We start from the raw sequence: 14,290 nt of genomic DNA, 5'->3' as shown, positions 1-14,290 counted from the left end.
CCACGGATGCAGCACGCAGTGGGGTCTCCGCTGCCGCCGCCCCACCAGCCGGGGCAGGGGCCGCACGCCCGCTGGGCCCCGGCCGCACACCACCCGGGCCCGCACCCGGGAGCCCCCCAGGGGCCCGCCCCCGTGCCCCCGCCGCCGGGCTTCCCGGCCCCGGCAGGCGCCGTCCCGCCGACGCCCCCGCAGCCGCCGCTGCCCCAGCCCCCGGCCCCGCAACCCGCCGCCGGACAGCCGGCTCCCGATACCACCGGTCATGTCCCGCTGCCGCCCGGCGGCCCGGTCGGCGTGCCCATGGCGCCCCCGGCGCCCGCCGCGGCCGCCGACCCGACGACCACCACCCTGGCCGTCCTGCTGATCGGCCCCGCCGGCGCCGGCAAGACCAGCGTCGCCAAGTACTGGGCGGACCACCGCCGGGTGCCCACCGCGCACATCAGCCTGGACGACGTCCGCGAATGGGTCCGCTCCGGCTTCGCCGACCCCCAGTCCGGCTGGAACGACAACTCCGAGGCCCAGTACCGTCTGGCCCGCCGCACCTGCGGCTTCGCCGCCCGCAACTTCCTCGCCAACGGGATCTCCTGCATCCTGGACGACGCCGTCTTCCCCGACCGCCCGGTCGTCGGCCTGGGCGGCTGGAAACGCCATGTGGGCCCCGGCCTGCTGCCCGTCGTCCTCCTGCCCGGCCTGGACATCGTCCTGGAGCGCAACGCCGAACGCACCGGCAACCGCCGCCTCACCGACGAGGAGGTCGCCCGCATCCACGGCCGCATGGCCGGCTGGTACGGCTCGGGCCTGCCGATCATCGACAACTCCCAGCTGGACATCCCGGGCACGGCGAGAGTCCTGGACGAGGTCCTGGCGAGGGCCATAGCGAGCCCCCCGAGCTGGTGAGCGGGGCGAGCCGCTCTGCCGCAGCACGCCCGAGCACCGCCTCCGCGCCGCGTCCGGTGATCCACGGGCACCGCCCCCCACCTGCTCCGCAACCCCACTCGGCCCCCACGAATCGGCATAACCGGCACAAAACTCCTACGCTCATCTCATGTCAGAGGTGTACGCGACCCGCCGATCCCGGCTGAGAGACCACTTCACCGCGGCCGGCACCGCGGCAGCGCTCGTCACCCGCCCCGCCAACGTGCGCTACCTCGCGGGCGCGGCCCCGCACGGCGCCGCCCTGCTGGTGGGCAAGCGCGACGACCTGCTGGTCTGCACCGGTCCGCCCGAGGACCGGCCGTACGAAGGCCGGCCCGACGAGAACCTGCGCCTGCACGTCCTGCCGGCGAACAACGGCGACCCCGCCATCGAGGCCGCCGCCCATGCCGCGAGCCAGGACGCCGACTCCCTCGCCGTCGAGGAACACCACCTCACCGTGGCCCGCCACAGAGCCCTCGCCGAGGCGGTCCCGGCGCTCCGCCTCACCGATCTCGGCGCGGCCGTGGAGCAGCTCAGGGTGGTCAAGGACGAGGAGGAGATCTCCTGCCTGCGGATCGGCGCCGAGATCGCCGACCAGGCCCTCGGCGAGCTGCTGGAGTCGATCCTGGTCGGCCGCACCGAACGGCACCTCGCGCTGGAGCTGGAGCGGCGCCTGGTCGACCACGGCGCCGACGGCCCGGCCTTCCCCACCTCCGTCGCCACCGGGCCCAACTCCGGCCGGCGCGGGCACCGCCCCACCGACCGGCGGGTGGAGGAGGGCGACTTCCTCTCCGTGTGCCTGGGCGCGACCTACCGCGGCTACCGCTGCGAGATCGGCCGTACCTTCGTGATCGGCACCTCGCCCGCGGACTGGCAGGTCGAGCTGTACGACCTGGTGTTCTCCGCCCAGCGCGCCGGACGCGAGTCCCTGGCGCCCGGCGCCGCCTACCGCGACGTGGACCGCGCCGCCCGCCAGGTGCTGGACTCCGCGGGCTATGCGGAAGCCCTGCCACCGCTGACCGGACACGGTGTCGGACTCGAAATCGACGAGGACCCGCAGTTGGCCCCCGCGGCCATGGGTAAACTGGACGCTTGCGTGCCGGTCACCGTCGAACCGGGGGTCCACCTCCCGGGCCGGGGCGGTGTCCGGATCGATGACACGCTCGTCGTACGCCCCGAGGCGGACGGCGGACCCGAGCTACTCACCATCACGACCAAGGAGCTGCTCGCGCTGTAGCGGCAACCCACCGCGGCGCCTGCCCCGGGGTCGTACGTCAGTCCAGGAGATTCCGCAACCGTGGCTTCCACGAACGACCTCAAGAACGGCATGGTGCTCAAGCTCGAAGGCGGCCAGCTCTGGTCCGTCGTCGAGTTCCAGCACGTCAAGCCCGGCAAGGGCCCGGCCTTCGTGCGCACCAAGCTCAAGAACGTGCTGTCCGGCAAGGTGGTCGACAAGACCTTCAACGCCGGCGTCAAGGTCGAGACGGCCACTGTCGACAAGCGCGACATGCAGTTCTCGTACATGGACGGCGACTACTTCGTCTTCATGGACATGGAGACCTACGACCAGCTGATGGTCGACCGCAAGGCCGTCGGCGACGCCGCCAACTTCCTCATCGAGGGCTTCACGGCCACCGTCGCCCAGCACGAGGGCGAGGTGCTCTTCGTCGAGCTGCCGGCCGCCGTCGAGCTGACCGTCCAGGAGACCGAGCCGGGCGTCCAGGGCGACCGCTCCACCGGCGGCACCAAGCCCGCCACCCTGGAGACCGGCCACCAGATCCAGGTCCCGCTCTTCATCACCACCGGTGAGAAGATCAAGGTCGACACCCGCACCAGCGACTACCTCGGCCGGGTGAACAGCTAACCGTGGCTGCCCGCAACACGGCCCGCAAGCGCGCCTTCCAGATCCTCTTCGAGGGCGACCAGCGCGACGCCGACGTCCTGACCGTCCTCGCGGACTGGATCCGGCTGTCCAGGTCCGACACCCGGCAGCCGCCGGTCAGCGAGTACACGATGCAGCTCGTCGAGGGCTACGCGGAGCACGCGAAGCGCATCGACGAGCTGATCGCCCAGTACGCGGTCGGCTGGACGCTGGACCGGATGCCGGTCGTGGACCGCAACATCCTGCGGCTCGGCGCGTACGAGCTGATCTGGGTGGACGAGACCCCGGACGCCGTCGTGCTGGACGAGATGGTGCAGCTGGCGAAGGAGTTCTCCACCGACGAGTCGCCGTCGTTCGTCAACGGCCTGCTGGGCCGCCTGAAGGAACTCAAGCCGTCCCTGCGCCGGGACCAGGCGTAGAAGCCGGTACGACATCGTCTGAGGGCCCGCAGCACGCCGGTGCTGCGGGCCCTCAGGCGTACTGCCGCCGGCCGCGAGAACGGCGCCGGGGTGGCCGGAACCGCAAAGTTCCGGCCACCCCGGCGGCACGTTTCTGCTCGGGTGTCGAGCGGCTCAGCTCTCCTCGTGCGCGGCCACCGCGCGGCGGGCGTCCGCGTCCAGCACGCCCCAGCTGATCAGCTGCTCCGTGAGGACCGAGGGGGACTGGTCGTAGATGACGGCGAGTGTGCGCAGGTCGTCCTGGCGGATGGAGAGCACCTTGCCGTTGTAGTCGCCGCGCTGGGACTGGATCGTCGCCGCGTAACGCTGCAGGGGTCCCGCCTTCTCGGCCGGCACGGTGGCCAGCCGCTCCAGGTCCAGGACCAGCTTCGGCGGCGGCTCGGCGGCGCCGCCCGGCGTGGTGCCCGGCAGCAGCTCCTGCACCGGAACGCCATAGAAATCGGCCAGCTCGGCGAGCCGCTGGACGGTCACCGCACGGTCGCCACGCTCGTAGGACCCGACCACCACGGCCTTCCAGCGCCCCTGGGACTTCTCCTCGACACCGTGGAGGGAAAGGCCCTGCTGGGTGCGGATGGCCCGGAGCTTGGCCCCGAGCTGTTTGGCGTATTCGCTGGACATATAGCTCCCCGGACACTGTGTCGACGCGACTGGGATGGGTTCCCGCCGCGCGGCTGGTAACTCACTGTGAGGTTACGCAGCGTGATTCTTCTGCGTCAAGCCGAATGGTCCACACCGACTCTTCCGTGGTAGTGGCAACCGGTTGGGCCAGGGGGGTGACCGAGGCCCTCCGAACGACCTGCTACGGTGGATGGCGCAAATCAGGCGTCCTTTAAGGTCCGTCCCGTGAGGCGGAGAAGGAGGTCCTTTTCCTATGGACAAGCACGACTCGCACGCGACTCCGCCTGCGTCCGATGCGCGGCCCGTTCTCGAGGGCCCCGACATCGCGCGGGTGCTGACCCGCATCGCCCACGAGATCGTCGAGCGCGCCAAGGGCGCCGACGACGTGGTGCTCCTCGGCATCCCCACCCGGGGTGTCTTCCTCGCCCAGCGGCTCGCCGCCAAGCTGGTGCAGATCACCGACCGCAAGATCCCGGTCGGCTCCCTCGACATCACCATGTACCGCGACGACCTGCGCATGCACCCGCCGCGTGCGCTGGCCCGCACCGAGATCCCCGGTGACGGCATCGACGGCAAGCTGGTCGTCCTCGTCGACGACGTGCTGTTCTCCGGCCGCACCATCCGCGCCGCCCTCGACGCCCTGAACGACATCGGGCGCCCCCGTGCGGTCCAGCTCGCGGTCCTGGTCGACCGCGGCCATCGCGAACTGCCCATCCGCGCCGACTACGTCGGCAAGAACCTCCCCACGTCGCTGCGGGAGACGGTCAAGGTCCAGCTCGCCGAGGAGGACGGTCGCGACACCGTGCTGCTCGGTGTGAAGGCCGACCAGTAGCACGGCAGGCGCGGGGTGCGCTTCGGCGTACCCACGCGCGCGCCCGTCTGCCCCGAATCTCCCGAATGAACTGCCTTACGGAGCCTGACAGATGCAGCGTCATCTCATCTCGGCCGCCGACCTCACCCGCGACGACGCCGTCCTGATCCTCGACACCGCCGAGGAGATGGCCCGGGTGGCCGACCGGCCGATCAAGAAGCTGCCGACCCTGCGCGGCCGCACCATCGTCAACCTCTTCTTCGAGGACTCCACGCGCACGCGGATCTCCTTCGAGGCCGCCGAGAAGCGCCTGTCCGCCGACGTCATCAACTTCTCCGCCAAGGGCTCCAGCGTCTCCAAGGGCGAGTCCCTGAAGGACACCGCCCAGACGCTGGAGGCCATGGGCGTCGACGCCGTCGTCATCCGGCACGGCGCCTCCGGAGCGCCGTACCGCCTGGCGAACTCCGGCTGGATCGACGCCGTGGTCATCAACGCCGGCGACGGCACCCACCAGCACCCCACCCAGGCCCTGCTGGACGCCTTCACCATGCGCCGCCGGCTCATCGGCCGGGACGCCGGGCTCGGCCAGGACCTGTCCGGCCGCCGGATCACCATCGTCGGCGACGTCCTGCACAGCCGGGTCGCCCGCTCCAACGTCGACCTGCTGCACACCCTCGGCGCCGAGGTCACCCTCGTCGCCCCGCCCACCCTGGTGCCGGTCGGCGTCGAGACCTGGCCGTGCGAGGTGTCGTACGACCTCGACAGCACGCTGCCCAAGTGCGACGCGGTGATGATGCTCCGCGTCCAGCGCGAGCGGATGAACGCCGCCTTCTTCCCGACCGAGCGCGAGTACTCCCGCCGCTACGGCCTCGACGGCGACCGCATGGCCAAGCTGCCCGAACACGCCGTCGTGATGCACCCCGGCCCGATGGTCCGCGGCATGGAGATCACCGCCGAGGTCGCCGACTCCGACCGCTGCACCGCCGTCGAGCAGGTCGCCAACGGCGTCTCCATCCGGATGGCCGTCCTGTACCTGCTGCTCGGCGGCAACGAGCCCGCCGTCACCCACGCCCGCCCCACCGGTTCCGAGGAGAAGTAACCCGCATGAGCAAGACCCTGATCCGTGGTGCGAAGGTGCTCGGCGGCGAACCGCAGGACGTGCTGATCGACGGCGAGACCATCGCCGAGGTGGGCACCGGGCTCTCCGTTGAGGGCGCCGAGGTCGTGGAGGCCGGCGGCAAGGTGCTGCTGCCGGGCCTGGTCGACCTGCACACCCACCTGCGCGAGCCCGGCCGCGAGGACTCCGAGACCGTCCTGACCGGCACCCGCGCGGCCGCGTCCGGCGGCTACACCGCCGTGTTCGCCATGGCCAACACCTTCCCCGTCGCCGACACCGCCGGCGTGGTCGAGCAGGTGTGGCGGCTCGGCCAGGAGCACGGCTACTGCGACGTGCAGCCCATCGGCGCCGTCACCGTCGGCCTGGAGGGCAGGAAGCTCGCCGAGCTGGGCGCCATGCACGACTCGGCTGCCGGCGTCACCGTCTTCTCCGACGACGGCAAGTGCGTGGACGACGCGGTGATCATGCGCCGCGCGCTGGAGTACGTGAAGGCCTTCGGCGGGGTCGTCGCCCAGCACGCGCAGGAGCCGCGGCTGACCGAGGGCGCCCAGATGAACGAGGGCGTCGTCTCCGCCGAGCTGGGCCTGGGCGGCTGGCCGGCCGTCGCCGAGGAGTCGATCATCGCCCGGGACGTGCTGCTCGCCGAGCACGTCGGCTCCCGCGTCCACATCTGCCACCTGTCGACCGCCGGCAGCGTCGAGATCGTCCGCTGGGCCAAGTCCCGCGGCATCGACGTCACCGCCGAGGTCACCCCGCACCACCTGCTGCTCACCGACGAGCTGGTGCGCACCTACAACCCCGTCTACAAGGTCAACCCGCCGCTGCGCACCGAGCGCGATGTGCACGCCCTGCGCGAGGCCCTGGCGGACGGCACGATCGACATCGTCGCCACCGACCACGCCCCGCACCCGCACGAGGACAAGGACTGCGAGTGGGCCGCCGCCGCCATGGGCATGGTCGGCCTGGAGACCGCGTTGTCAGTGGTGCAGGAGACCATGGTCGACACGGGCCTGCTGGACTGGGCCGGCGTCGCCGACCGGATGTCCTTCAAGCCCGCGCAGATCGGACAGGCCACCGGACACGGCCGTCCCGTCTCGGCTGGTGAGCCCGCCAACCTCACCCTCGTCGATGCGGCATACCGTGGCCAGGTGGACCCCGCGGGCTTCGCCTCGCGCAGCCGCAACACCCCGTACGCGGGACGTGAGCTGCCGGGCCGTGTGACGCACACGTGGCTGCGGGGCAAGGCCACGCTCGTCGACGGGAAGCTCACGTGACACCTGTAATCCTGCTGGCCGCGGCGGAGAAGTCGGCCCCGGTCACCGACTGGCCGGCCCGCATCGGCTGGCTCGTCGGGCTCGCCCTCTTCCTCGCGCTCGTCTACTGGCTGATGCGCGAGGGCTGGAAGTGGCGCGGCACGCTCCAGAGCGACCTGCCCGCGCCGCCCAGCGCGCCGGAGGAGACCGGCCCGGTGAAACTGAGCATGAGCGGCCGCTACCACGGCTCCACCACGGCCGGCCAGTGGCTGGACCGCATCGTGGCCCATGGCCTCGGCACCCGCAGCCGGGCCGAGCTGACCCTGACCGACGCGGGCCTGGAGGTCGAGCGCCCCGGCGCGAGCGACTTCTTCGTCCCCGCCGCCGCACTGCGCGGCGCCCGGCTGGACAAGGGCATCGCCGGCAAGGTCCTCACCGAGGGCGGACTGCTGGTGGTGACCTGGGCGCTGGGCGACAAGCTGATCGACTCCGGCTTCCGCTCCGACCACGCGGCCGAGCACACCGAGTGGGTCGACACCCTGAACCAGATGACCAACGACACGGAAGGCGCACGATGACGACCTCCACAAGGGGAGCTGACAGGGTTCCCGCCGTACTCGTCCTGGAGGACGGCCGCCTCTTCCGCGGCCGTGCCTACGGGGCCGTGGGGGAGACCTTCGGCGAGGCCGTGTTCTCCACCGGCATGACCGGCTACCAGGAGACCCTCACCGACCCGTCGTACGACCGCCAGATCGTCGTCGCGACCGCCCCCCAGATCGGCAACACCGGCTGGAACGACGAGGACGACGAGTCCGGCCGCATCTGGGTCTCCGGCTACGTCGTGCGCGACCCCGCGCGCGTGCCGTCCAACTGGCGCGCCAAGCGCTCCCTGGACGACGAGCTGGAGCGCCAGGGCGTGGTCGGCATCTCCGGCATCGACACCCGGGCGCTCACCCGCCACCTGCGCGAGCGCGGTTCCATGCGCGCCGGCATCTTCTCCGGCGAGGCGATCGCCGCCGAGTCCGAGCTTGTCGCGCGCGTGCAGGCCCAGCCGCACATGAAGGGCGCGAGCCTGTACGAGGAGGTCGCGACCAAGGAGGCGTACGTCGTCCCCGCGATCGGCGAGAAGAAGTTCACGGTCGCCGCGATCGACCTCGGCATCAAGGGCATGACCCCGCAGCGCATGGCCGAGCGCGGCATCGAGGTGCACGTCCTGCCCGCCACCGCCACGGCCGACGAGGTCTTCGCGATCGGCCCGGACGGCGTGTTCTTCTCCAACGGCCCCGGCGACCCGGCGACCGCCGACGGCCCGGTGGCCCTCATGACGGCCGTCCTGGAACGCAGGACGCCCCTGTTCGGCATCTGCTTCGGCAACCAGATCCTCGGCCGCGCCCTCGGCTTCGGCACCTACAAGCTGAAGTACGGCCACCGGGGCATCAACCAGCCGGTCCAGGACCGTACGACCGGCAAGGTCGAGGTCACCGCGCACAACCACGGCTTCGCCGTGGACGCGCCGCTCGACAAGGTCAGCGAGACCAAGTTCGGCCGCGCCGAGGTCTCGCACGTCTGCCTGAACGACAACGTCGTGGAGGGGCTGCAGCTGCTCGACCAGCCGGCCTTCTCCGTCCAGTACCACCCCGAAGCGGCAGCGGGACCGCACGACGCCGCCTACCTGTTCGACCGCTTCGTCTCCCTGATGGAGGGCCAGCGTGCCTAAGCGCACCGATATCCAGTCCGTCCTGGTCATCGGCTCCGGCCCGATCGTCATCGGCCAGGCCGCCGAGTTCGACTACTCCGGCACCCAGGCGTGCCGCGTGCTCAAGGCCGAAGGCCTGCGCGTCGTCCTCGTCAACTCCAACCCGGCGACGATCATGACCGACCCGGAGATCGCCGACGCCACCTACGTCGAGCCGATCACCCCGGACTTCGTCGAGAAGATCATCGCCAAGGAGCGCCCCGACGCCCTGCTGCCCACCCTGGGCGGCCAGACGGCCCTGAACACCGCCATCGCCCTGCACGAGAACGGCGTCCTCGCCAAGTACGGCGTGGAGCTGATCGGCGCCCGGCCCGAGGCGATCCACAAGGGCGAGGACCGCGACCAGTTCAAGGAGGTCGTGGAGGAGGTCCGCAGGAAGATCGGGCACGGCGAGTCCGCCCGCTCGGTCATCTGCCACTCCATGGACGACGTCCTCAAGGGCGTCGAGACCCTCGGCGGCTACCCCGTCGTGGTCCGCCCGTCCTTCACCATGGGCGGCGCCGGCTCCGGCTTCGCGCACGACGAGGAGGAGCTGCGCCGCATCGCCGGGCAGGGCCTCACGCTCTCCCCGACCACCGAGGTGCTCCTGGAGGAGTCCATCCTCGGCTGGAAGGAGTACGAGCTGGAGCTCATGCGCGACAAGAACGACAACGTCGTGGTCGTCTGCTCCATCGAGAACTTCGACCCGATGGGCGTGCACACCGGTGACTCGATCACCGTCGCGCCCGCGATGACCCTGACCGACCGCGAGTACCAGATCCTGCGGGACATCGGCATCGCCGTCATCCGCGAGGTCGGCGTCGACACCGGCGGCTGCAACATCCAGTTCGCGGTCAACCCCGAGGACGGTCGCGTGATCGTCATCGAGATGAACCCGCGCGTGTCGCGCTCGTCGGCCCTGGCCTCCAAGGCCACCGGCTTCCCGATCGCCAAGATCGCCGCCAAGCTGGCCGTCGGCTACACCCTGGACGAGATCCCGAACGACATCACGCAGGAGACCCCGGCCTCCTTCGAGCCCACGCTCGACTACGTCGTCGTCAAGGCGCCGCGGTTCGCCTTCGAGAAGTTCCCGCAGGCCGACTCCACGCTGACCACCACCATGAAGTCGGTCGGCGAGGCCATGGCCATCGGCCGCAACTTCCCCGAGGCCTTCCAGAAGGCGCTGCGCTCGCTGGAGAAGAAGGGCAGCCAGTTCACCTTCGTGGGCGACCCCGGCGACAAGGAGGCGCTGCTCCGCGAGGCGGTACGGCCCACCGACGGCCGCATCAACACCGTCATGCAGGCCATCCGCGCGGGCGCCACGGCCGAGGAGGTCTTCGAGTACACGAAGATCGACCCGTGGTTCGTGGACCAGCTCTTCCTGATCAAGGAGATCGCGGACGAGCTGGCCGAGGCCCCCGAGCTGACCCGCGACCTGCTCGCCGAGGCCAAGCGGCACGGCTTCTCCGACCAGCAGGTCGCCGACATCCGCGGCCTGCGCGAGGACGTCGTCCGCGAGGTCCGGCACGCGCTCGGCATCCGCCCGGTCTACAAGACGGTCGACACCTGCGCCGCCGAGTTCGCCGCGAAGACGCCGTACTTCTACTCGGCCTACGACGAGGAGTCCGAGGTCGCGCCCCGCGAGAAGCCGGCCGTCATCATCCTGGGCTCCGGCCCGAACCGCATCGGCCAGGGCATCGAGTTCGACTACTCCTGCGTCCACGCCTCCTTCGCGCTGTCCGACGCCGGGTACGAGACCGTGATGGTCAACTGCAACCCGGAGACCGTCTCCACCGACTACGACACCTCCGACCGGCTGTACTTCGAGCCGCTCACGCTGGAGGACGTGCTGGAGATCGTCCACGCCGAGCAGCAGGCCGGACCGGTCGCCGGTGTGATCGTGCAGCTGGGCGGCCAGACCCCGCTCGGCCTGTCGCAGGCCCTGAAGGACAACGGCGTGCCGATCGTCGGCACCTCCCCGGAGGCCATCCACGCCGCCGAGGACCGCGGCGCCTTCGGGCGGGTCCTCGCCGAGGCGGGCCTGCCCGCCCCGAAGCACGGCACGGCCACCACGTTCGCCGAGGCCAAGGCCATCGCCGACGAGATCGGCTACCCGGTCCTGGTCCGGCCGTCGTACGTCCTCGGCGGCCGCGGCATGGAGATCGTCTACGACGAGACCCGCCTCGCCGCCTACATCGCCGAGTCCACCGAGATCAGCCCCTCCCGGCCGGTCCTCGTCGACCGGTTCCTGGACGACGCCATCGAGATCGACGTCGACGCCCTCTACGACGGCGAGGAGCTGTACCTCGGCGGCGTCATGGAGCACATCGAGGAGGCCGGCATCCACTCCGGCGACTCGGCGTGCGCCCTGCCCCCCATCACCCTCGGCGGCTTCGACATCAAGCGGCTGCGCGCCTCCACCGAGGCCATCGCGCGCGGTGTCGGGGTGCGCGGCCTGATCAACATCCAGTTCGCGATGGCCGGCGACATCCTCTACGTCCTGGAGGCCAACCCGCGCGCCTCCCGTACGGTCCCCTTCACCTCGAAGGCGACCGCGGTGCCGCTGGCGAAGGCCGCCGCCCGGATCTCGCTGGGCGCGACCATCGCCGAGCTGCGCGCCGAGGGGCTGCTGCCGAAGAACGGCGACGGCGGCGAGCTGCCGCTGGACGCGCCGATCTCCGTCAAGGAGGCCGTCATGCCGTGGTCGCGCTTCCGCGACATCCACGGCCGCGGCGTCGACACCGTCCTCGGCCCGGAGATGCGCTCCACCGGCGAGGTCATGGGCATCGACTCCGTCTTCGGCACGGCGTACGCCAAGTCGCAGGCGGGCGCGTACGGCCCGCTGCCCACCAAGGGACGGGCGTTCATCTCGGTCGCCAACCGCGACAAGCGCTCGATGATCTTCCCGGCGCGCGAGCTGGTCGCGCACGGCTTCGAGCTGCTGGCCACCTCCGGCACCGCCGAGGTCCTCAAGCGCAACGGCATCAACGCCACGGTCGTGCGCAAGCAGTCCGAGGGCACCGGCCCGAACGGCGAGCGGACCATCGTCCAGCTCATCCACGACGGCGAGGTCGACCTCATCGTCAACACCCCGTACGGCACCGGCGGCCGCCTCGACGGCTACGACATCCGTACGGCGGCCGTGGCCCGCTCGGTGCCGTGCCTGACGACCGTCCAGGCCCTCGCAGCGGCCGTCCAGGGCATCGACGCCCTCAACCACGGCGACGTGGGCGTGCGCTCGCTCCAGGAACACGCGGAGCACCTGACCGCAGCCCGCGACTAGCAGCCCTTGAGGGGGACACCGGAAACGGTGTCCCCCTCTTCGTGAGGACACCATGTACAAGATTTTTTTCAACCTGGTCTTCCAGCGCATGGACCCCGAGAAGGCCCACCACCTCGCCTTCCGCTGGATCCGCCTCGCCGTCCGCATCCCCGTGCTGCGCACCTTCCTCGCCGCCGCCCTCGCGCCCCGCTACAAGGAGCTGCGCACCGAGGCCTTCGGGCTGCGCATGCACGGCCCGTTCGGGCTGGCCGCCGGCTTCGACAAGAACGCGGTCGCCATCGACGGCATGTCGATGCTGGGCTTCGACCATGTGGAGATCGGCACGGTCACCGGCGAGCCGCAGCCGGGCAACCCGAAGAAGCGGCTGTTCCGCCTGGTCGCCGACCGCGCGCTGATCAACCGCATGGGCTTCAACAACGACGGCTCCCTTGCCGTCGCCGCCCGTCTGGCCACCCGCGAGCCGGTGTTCAAGACCGTCGTCGGCGTCAACATCGGCAAGACCAAGGTCGTCCCGGAGGCGGAGGCCGTCGGCGACTACGTGAAGTCGGCCGAGCGCCTCGCGCCCTACGCGGACTACCTGGTCGTCAACGTCTCCTCGCCGAACACCCCCGGCCTGCGGAACCTGCAGGCCACCGAGGCGCTGCGCCCGCTGCTGACCGCCGTCCGCGAAGCCGCCGACCGCGTGGTCGCCAACCGGCGCGTCCCGCTTCTGGTGAAGATCGCCCCCGACCTCGCCGACGAGGACATCGACGCCGTCGCCGACCTGGCCGTGGAGCTGGGCCTGGACGGCATCATCGCCACCAACACCACCATCGCCCGCGACGGGCTCGGCCTGACGTCCGCACCCTCGCTGGTGAAGGAGACCGGCGGTCTGTCCGGCGCCCCGCTCAAGGCGCGCTCCCTGGAGGTCCTGCGCCGCCTGTACGCGCGCGTGGGCGACCGGATCACCCTGGTGGGCGTCGGCGGCGTCGAGACCGCCGAGGACGCCTGGCAGCGCATCCTGGCCGGCGCCACGCTGGTCCAGGGCTACAGCGCCTTCATCTACGAGGGCCCCTTCTGGTCCCGCGCGATCCACAAGGGCCTCGCCGCCCGCCTGCGCACCAGCCCCTACGCCACCCTCGCCGACGCGGTCGGCGCCGACGTGAGGAAGCCCGCATGAGCCCGATGGAGCCCTTCGGCGCCCGCCTGCGCCGCGCCATGGACGAGCGCGGCCCGCTGTGCGTCGGCATCGACCCGCACGCCTCCCTGCTCGCCGAGTGGGGCCTGAACGACGACGTGGCCGGTCTGGAGCGGTTCAGCCGCACGGTCGTCGAGGCCGTCGCCGGCCGGGTCGCCGTGATGAAGCCGCAGAGCGCCTTCTTCGAGCGCTTCGGCTCACGCGGGGTCGCCGTGCTGGAGAAGGTCGTCCAGGAGGCGCGCGCGGCCGGCGCCCTCGTCGTGATGGACGCCAAGCGCGGCGACATCGGCTCGACCATGGCCGGGTACGCCGAGGCCTACCTGCACAAGGACGCCCCGCTGTTCTCCGACGCCCTGACCGTCTCGCCGTACCTCGGCTACGGCTCGCTCGGCCCGGCCGTGGCGCTGGCCCGGGAGAGCGGCGCCGGTCTGTTCGTGCTGGCGCTGACCTCCAACCCGGAAGGGCCCGAGGTCCAGCACGCGGTCCGCGCGGACGGCCGGAGTGTGGGCGCGATCATGCTGGCCCACCTGGCCGCCGAGAACGCAGGGGAGGAGCCGCTGGGCTCCTTCGGCGCCGTCGTCGGCGCCACGGTCGGCGACCTGTCGTCGTACGACCTCGCGATCAACGGTCCGCTCCTCGCGCCCGGCGTCGGCGCGCAGGGCGCCACGGCGGCCGATCTTCCGAAGGTCTTCGGGGCGGCGGTGCGCAACGTCGTGCCGAACGTCAGCCGGGGTGTGCTGCGGCACGGTCCCGACGTCGGGGCGCTGCGCGCGGCCGCGGAGCGCTTCGCGGAGGAGGTCCGGGCGGCCGTTTCCGGCGCCTGAGACCACCGAGGAGCGCTCGGCTGAGCGGCCTGGCGGCGACTTGAGTGTGAATACATCCTCAAATCGGGGGCAGAATGTCGGAAATGTCCGGCCTGGCGGAGGCTGACCAGGACTTTTCCGCTGTTCTCGCTGACTCTGGCGGCCTTGACCGCTAGTCTCCGAGCTGTGGGGACACCCCCACACCCATGAGGTAGTGGGGGAGAACGGGCGAAGCGTGTTG

13 protein-coding genes are annotated in these 14,290 nt (G+C 71.3%); 12 read left to right on the top strand and 1 reads right to left on the bottom strand.

What is annotated here, in order from left to right; translation table 11 throughout:
• The first annotated feature begins 6 nt into the window (after positions 1 to 6).
• The 4 genes from AB0950_RS22760 to nusB all read left to right on the top strand — a co-directional run bounded on the left by AB0950_RS22760 (position 7) and on the right by nusB (position 3,213).
• The gene (locus AB0950_RS22760) at positions 7 to 894 is read left to right on the top strand and encodes a Pro-rich N-terminal domain-containing protein (protein ID WP_360157472.1); all 888 of its coding nucleotides are present in this window, start codon (positions 7 to 9) and stop codon (positions 892 to 894) included.
• 148 nt (positions 895 to 1,042) lie between these two features.
• Positions 1,043 to 2,149, top strand: coding sequence for an aminopeptidase P family protein (locus tag AB0950_RS22755; RefSeq protein WP_360157475.1), 1,107 nt, complete (start codon positions 1,043 to 1,045; stop codon positions 2,147 to 2,149).
• A 60-nt stretch (positions 2,150 to 2,209) separates the two neighbouring features.
• Positions 2,210 to 2,776, top strand: a complete 567-nt coding sequence (gene efp, locus AB0950_RS22750) for an elongation factor P (RefSeq protein ID WP_070030057.1) — start codon at positions 2,210 to 2,212, stop codon at positions 2,774 to 2,776.
• Positions 2,777 to 2,778: 2 nt separating this feature from the next.
• On the top strand, positions 2,779 to 3,213 hold the full coding sequence (nusB, locus tag AB0950_RS22745; RefSeq protein WP_360157478.1) for a transcription antitermination factor NusB: 435 nt from the start codon (positions 2,779 to 2,781) through the stop codon (positions 3,211 to 3,213).
• 153 nt (positions 3,214 to 3,366) lie between these two features.
• Here nusB and bldD read toward each other — a convergent pair whose 3' ends face one another.
• A complete protein-coding gene (gene bldD, locus AB0950_RS22740; protein ID WP_043498969.1) occupies positions 3,367 to 3,870 on the bottom strand; it encodes a transcriptional regulator BldD in 504 nt (167 codons plus the stop codon).
• A 253-nt stretch (positions 3,871 to 4,123) separates the two neighbouring features.
• On the opposite strand from bldD, the gene pyrR reads away from it, so the two are divergent.
• The 8 genes from pyrR to pyrF all read left to right on the top strand — a co-directional run bounded on the left by pyrR (position 4,124) and on the right by pyrF (position 14,070).
• Entirely contained in the window at positions 4,124 to 4,702 is a 579-nt protein-coding gene (pyrR, locus tag AB0950_RS22735; protein WP_360157482.1) for a bifunctional pyr operon transcriptional regulator/uracil phosphoribosyltransferase PyrR, read from the top strand.
• A gap of 91 nt (positions 4,703 to 4,793) precedes the next feature.
• Positions 4,794 to 5,780: an aspartate carbamoyltransferase catalytic subunit gene (locus AB0950_RS22730; RefSeq protein ID WP_360157485.1), complete on the top strand. Its 987-nt coding sequence runs from the start codon at positions 4,794 to 4,796 to the stop codon at positions 5,778 to 5,780.
• Positions 5,781 to 5,785: 5 nt separating this feature from the next.
• The gene (locus AB0950_RS22725; RefSeq protein WP_360157488.1) at positions 5,786 to 7,072 is read left to right on the top strand and encodes a dihydroorotase; all 1,287 of its coding nucleotides are present in this window, start codon (positions 5,786 to 5,788) and stop codon (positions 7,070 to 7,072) included.
• Complete coding sequence (locus tag AB0950_RS22720) at positions 7,069 to 7,629, top strand: hypothetical protein (RefSeq protein WP_360157491.1); 561 nt, start codon at positions 7,069 to 7,071, stop codon at positions 7,627 to 7,629. Before AB0950_RS22725 ends, AB0950_RS22720 begins: the two co-directional genes overlap by 4 nt.
• Complete coding sequence (carA, locus tag AB0950_RS22715; RefSeq protein WP_360157494.1) at positions 7,626 to 8,768, top strand: glutamine-hydrolyzing carbamoyl-phosphate synthase small subunit; 1,143 nt, start codon at positions 7,626 to 7,628, stop codon at positions 8,766 to 8,768. Before AB0950_RS22720 ends, carA begins: the two co-directional genes overlap by 4 nt.
• Complete coding sequence (gene carB / locus AB0950_RS22710; protein ID WP_360573897.1) at positions 8,761 to 12,069, top strand: carbamoyl-phosphate synthase large subunit; 3,309 nt, start codon at positions 8,761 to 8,763, stop codon at positions 12,067 to 12,069. Before carA ends, carB begins: the two co-directional genes overlap by 8 nt.
• A 52-nt stretch (positions 12,070 to 12,121) precedes the next feature.
• Positions 12,122 to 13,228 carry a quinone-dependent dihydroorotate dehydrogenase gene (locus tag AB0950_RS22705; RefSeq protein WP_366779304.1) on the top strand — a complete coding sequence of 369 codons (1,107 nt, stop codon included), beginning with the start codon at positions 12,122 to 12,124 and terminating at the stop codon, positions 13,226 to 13,228.
• Positions 13,225 to 14,070 (top strand): orotidine-5'-phosphate decarboxylase, encoded by an 846-nt coding sequence (gene pyrF / locus AB0950_RS22700; protein ID WP_366779303.1) that lies wholly within the window; start codon positions 13,225 to 13,227, stop codon positions 14,068 to 14,070. The genes AB0950_RS22705 and pyrF overlap by 4 nt, the downstream gene beginning before the upstream one ends.
• The last annotated feature ends 220 nt before the right edge of the window (positions 14,071 to 14,290 follow it).

It is taken from the genome of Streptomyces sp. NPDC007189, from assembly GCF_040703635.1.
GTDB lineage: Bacteria > Actinomycetota > Actinomycetes > Streptomycetales > Streptomycetaceae > Streptomyces.
This window is presented reverse-complemented; position numbering and strand designations above follow the sequence as displayed.

Excerpts from the sequence above, each read along its gene's own strand:
- AB0950_RS22760 (WP_360157472.1), top strand. The coding sequence starts at position 7 with ATGCAGCACGCAGTGGGGTCTCCGCTGCCGCCGCCCCACCAGCCGGGG.
- AB0950_RS22755 (WP_360157475.1), top strand. The coding sequence starts at position 1,043 with ATGTCAGAGGTGTACGCGACCCGCCGATCCCGGCTGAGAGACCACTTC.
- bldD (WP_043498969.1), bottom strand. The coding sequence starts at position 3,870 with ATGTCCAGCGAATACGCCAAACAGCTCGGGGCCAAGCTCCGGGCCATC.
- pyrR (WP_360157482.1), top strand. The coding sequence starts at position 4,124 with ATGGACAAGCACGACTCGCACGCGACTCCGCCTGCGTCCGATGCGCGG.
- AB0950_RS22730 (WP_360157485.1), top strand. The coding sequence starts at position 4,794 with ATGCAGCGTCATCTCATCTCGGCCGCCGACCTCACCCGCGACGACGCC.
- AB0950_RS22725 (WP_360157488.1), top strand. The coding sequence starts at position 5,786 with ATGAGCAAGACCCTGATCCGTGGTGCGAAGGTGCTCGGCGGCGAACCG.
- carA (WP_360157494.1), top strand. The coding sequence starts at position 7,626 with ATGACGACCTCCACAAGGGGAGCTGACAGGGTTCCCGCCGTACTCGTC.
- AB0950_RS22705 (WP_366779304.1), top strand. The coding sequence starts at position 12,122 with ATGTACAAGATTTTTTTCAACCTGGTCTTCCAGCGCATGGACCCCGAG.
- pyrF (WP_366779303.1), top strand. The coding sequence starts at position 13,225 with ATGAGCCCGATGGAGCCCTTCGGCGCCCGCCTGCGCCGCGCCATGGAC.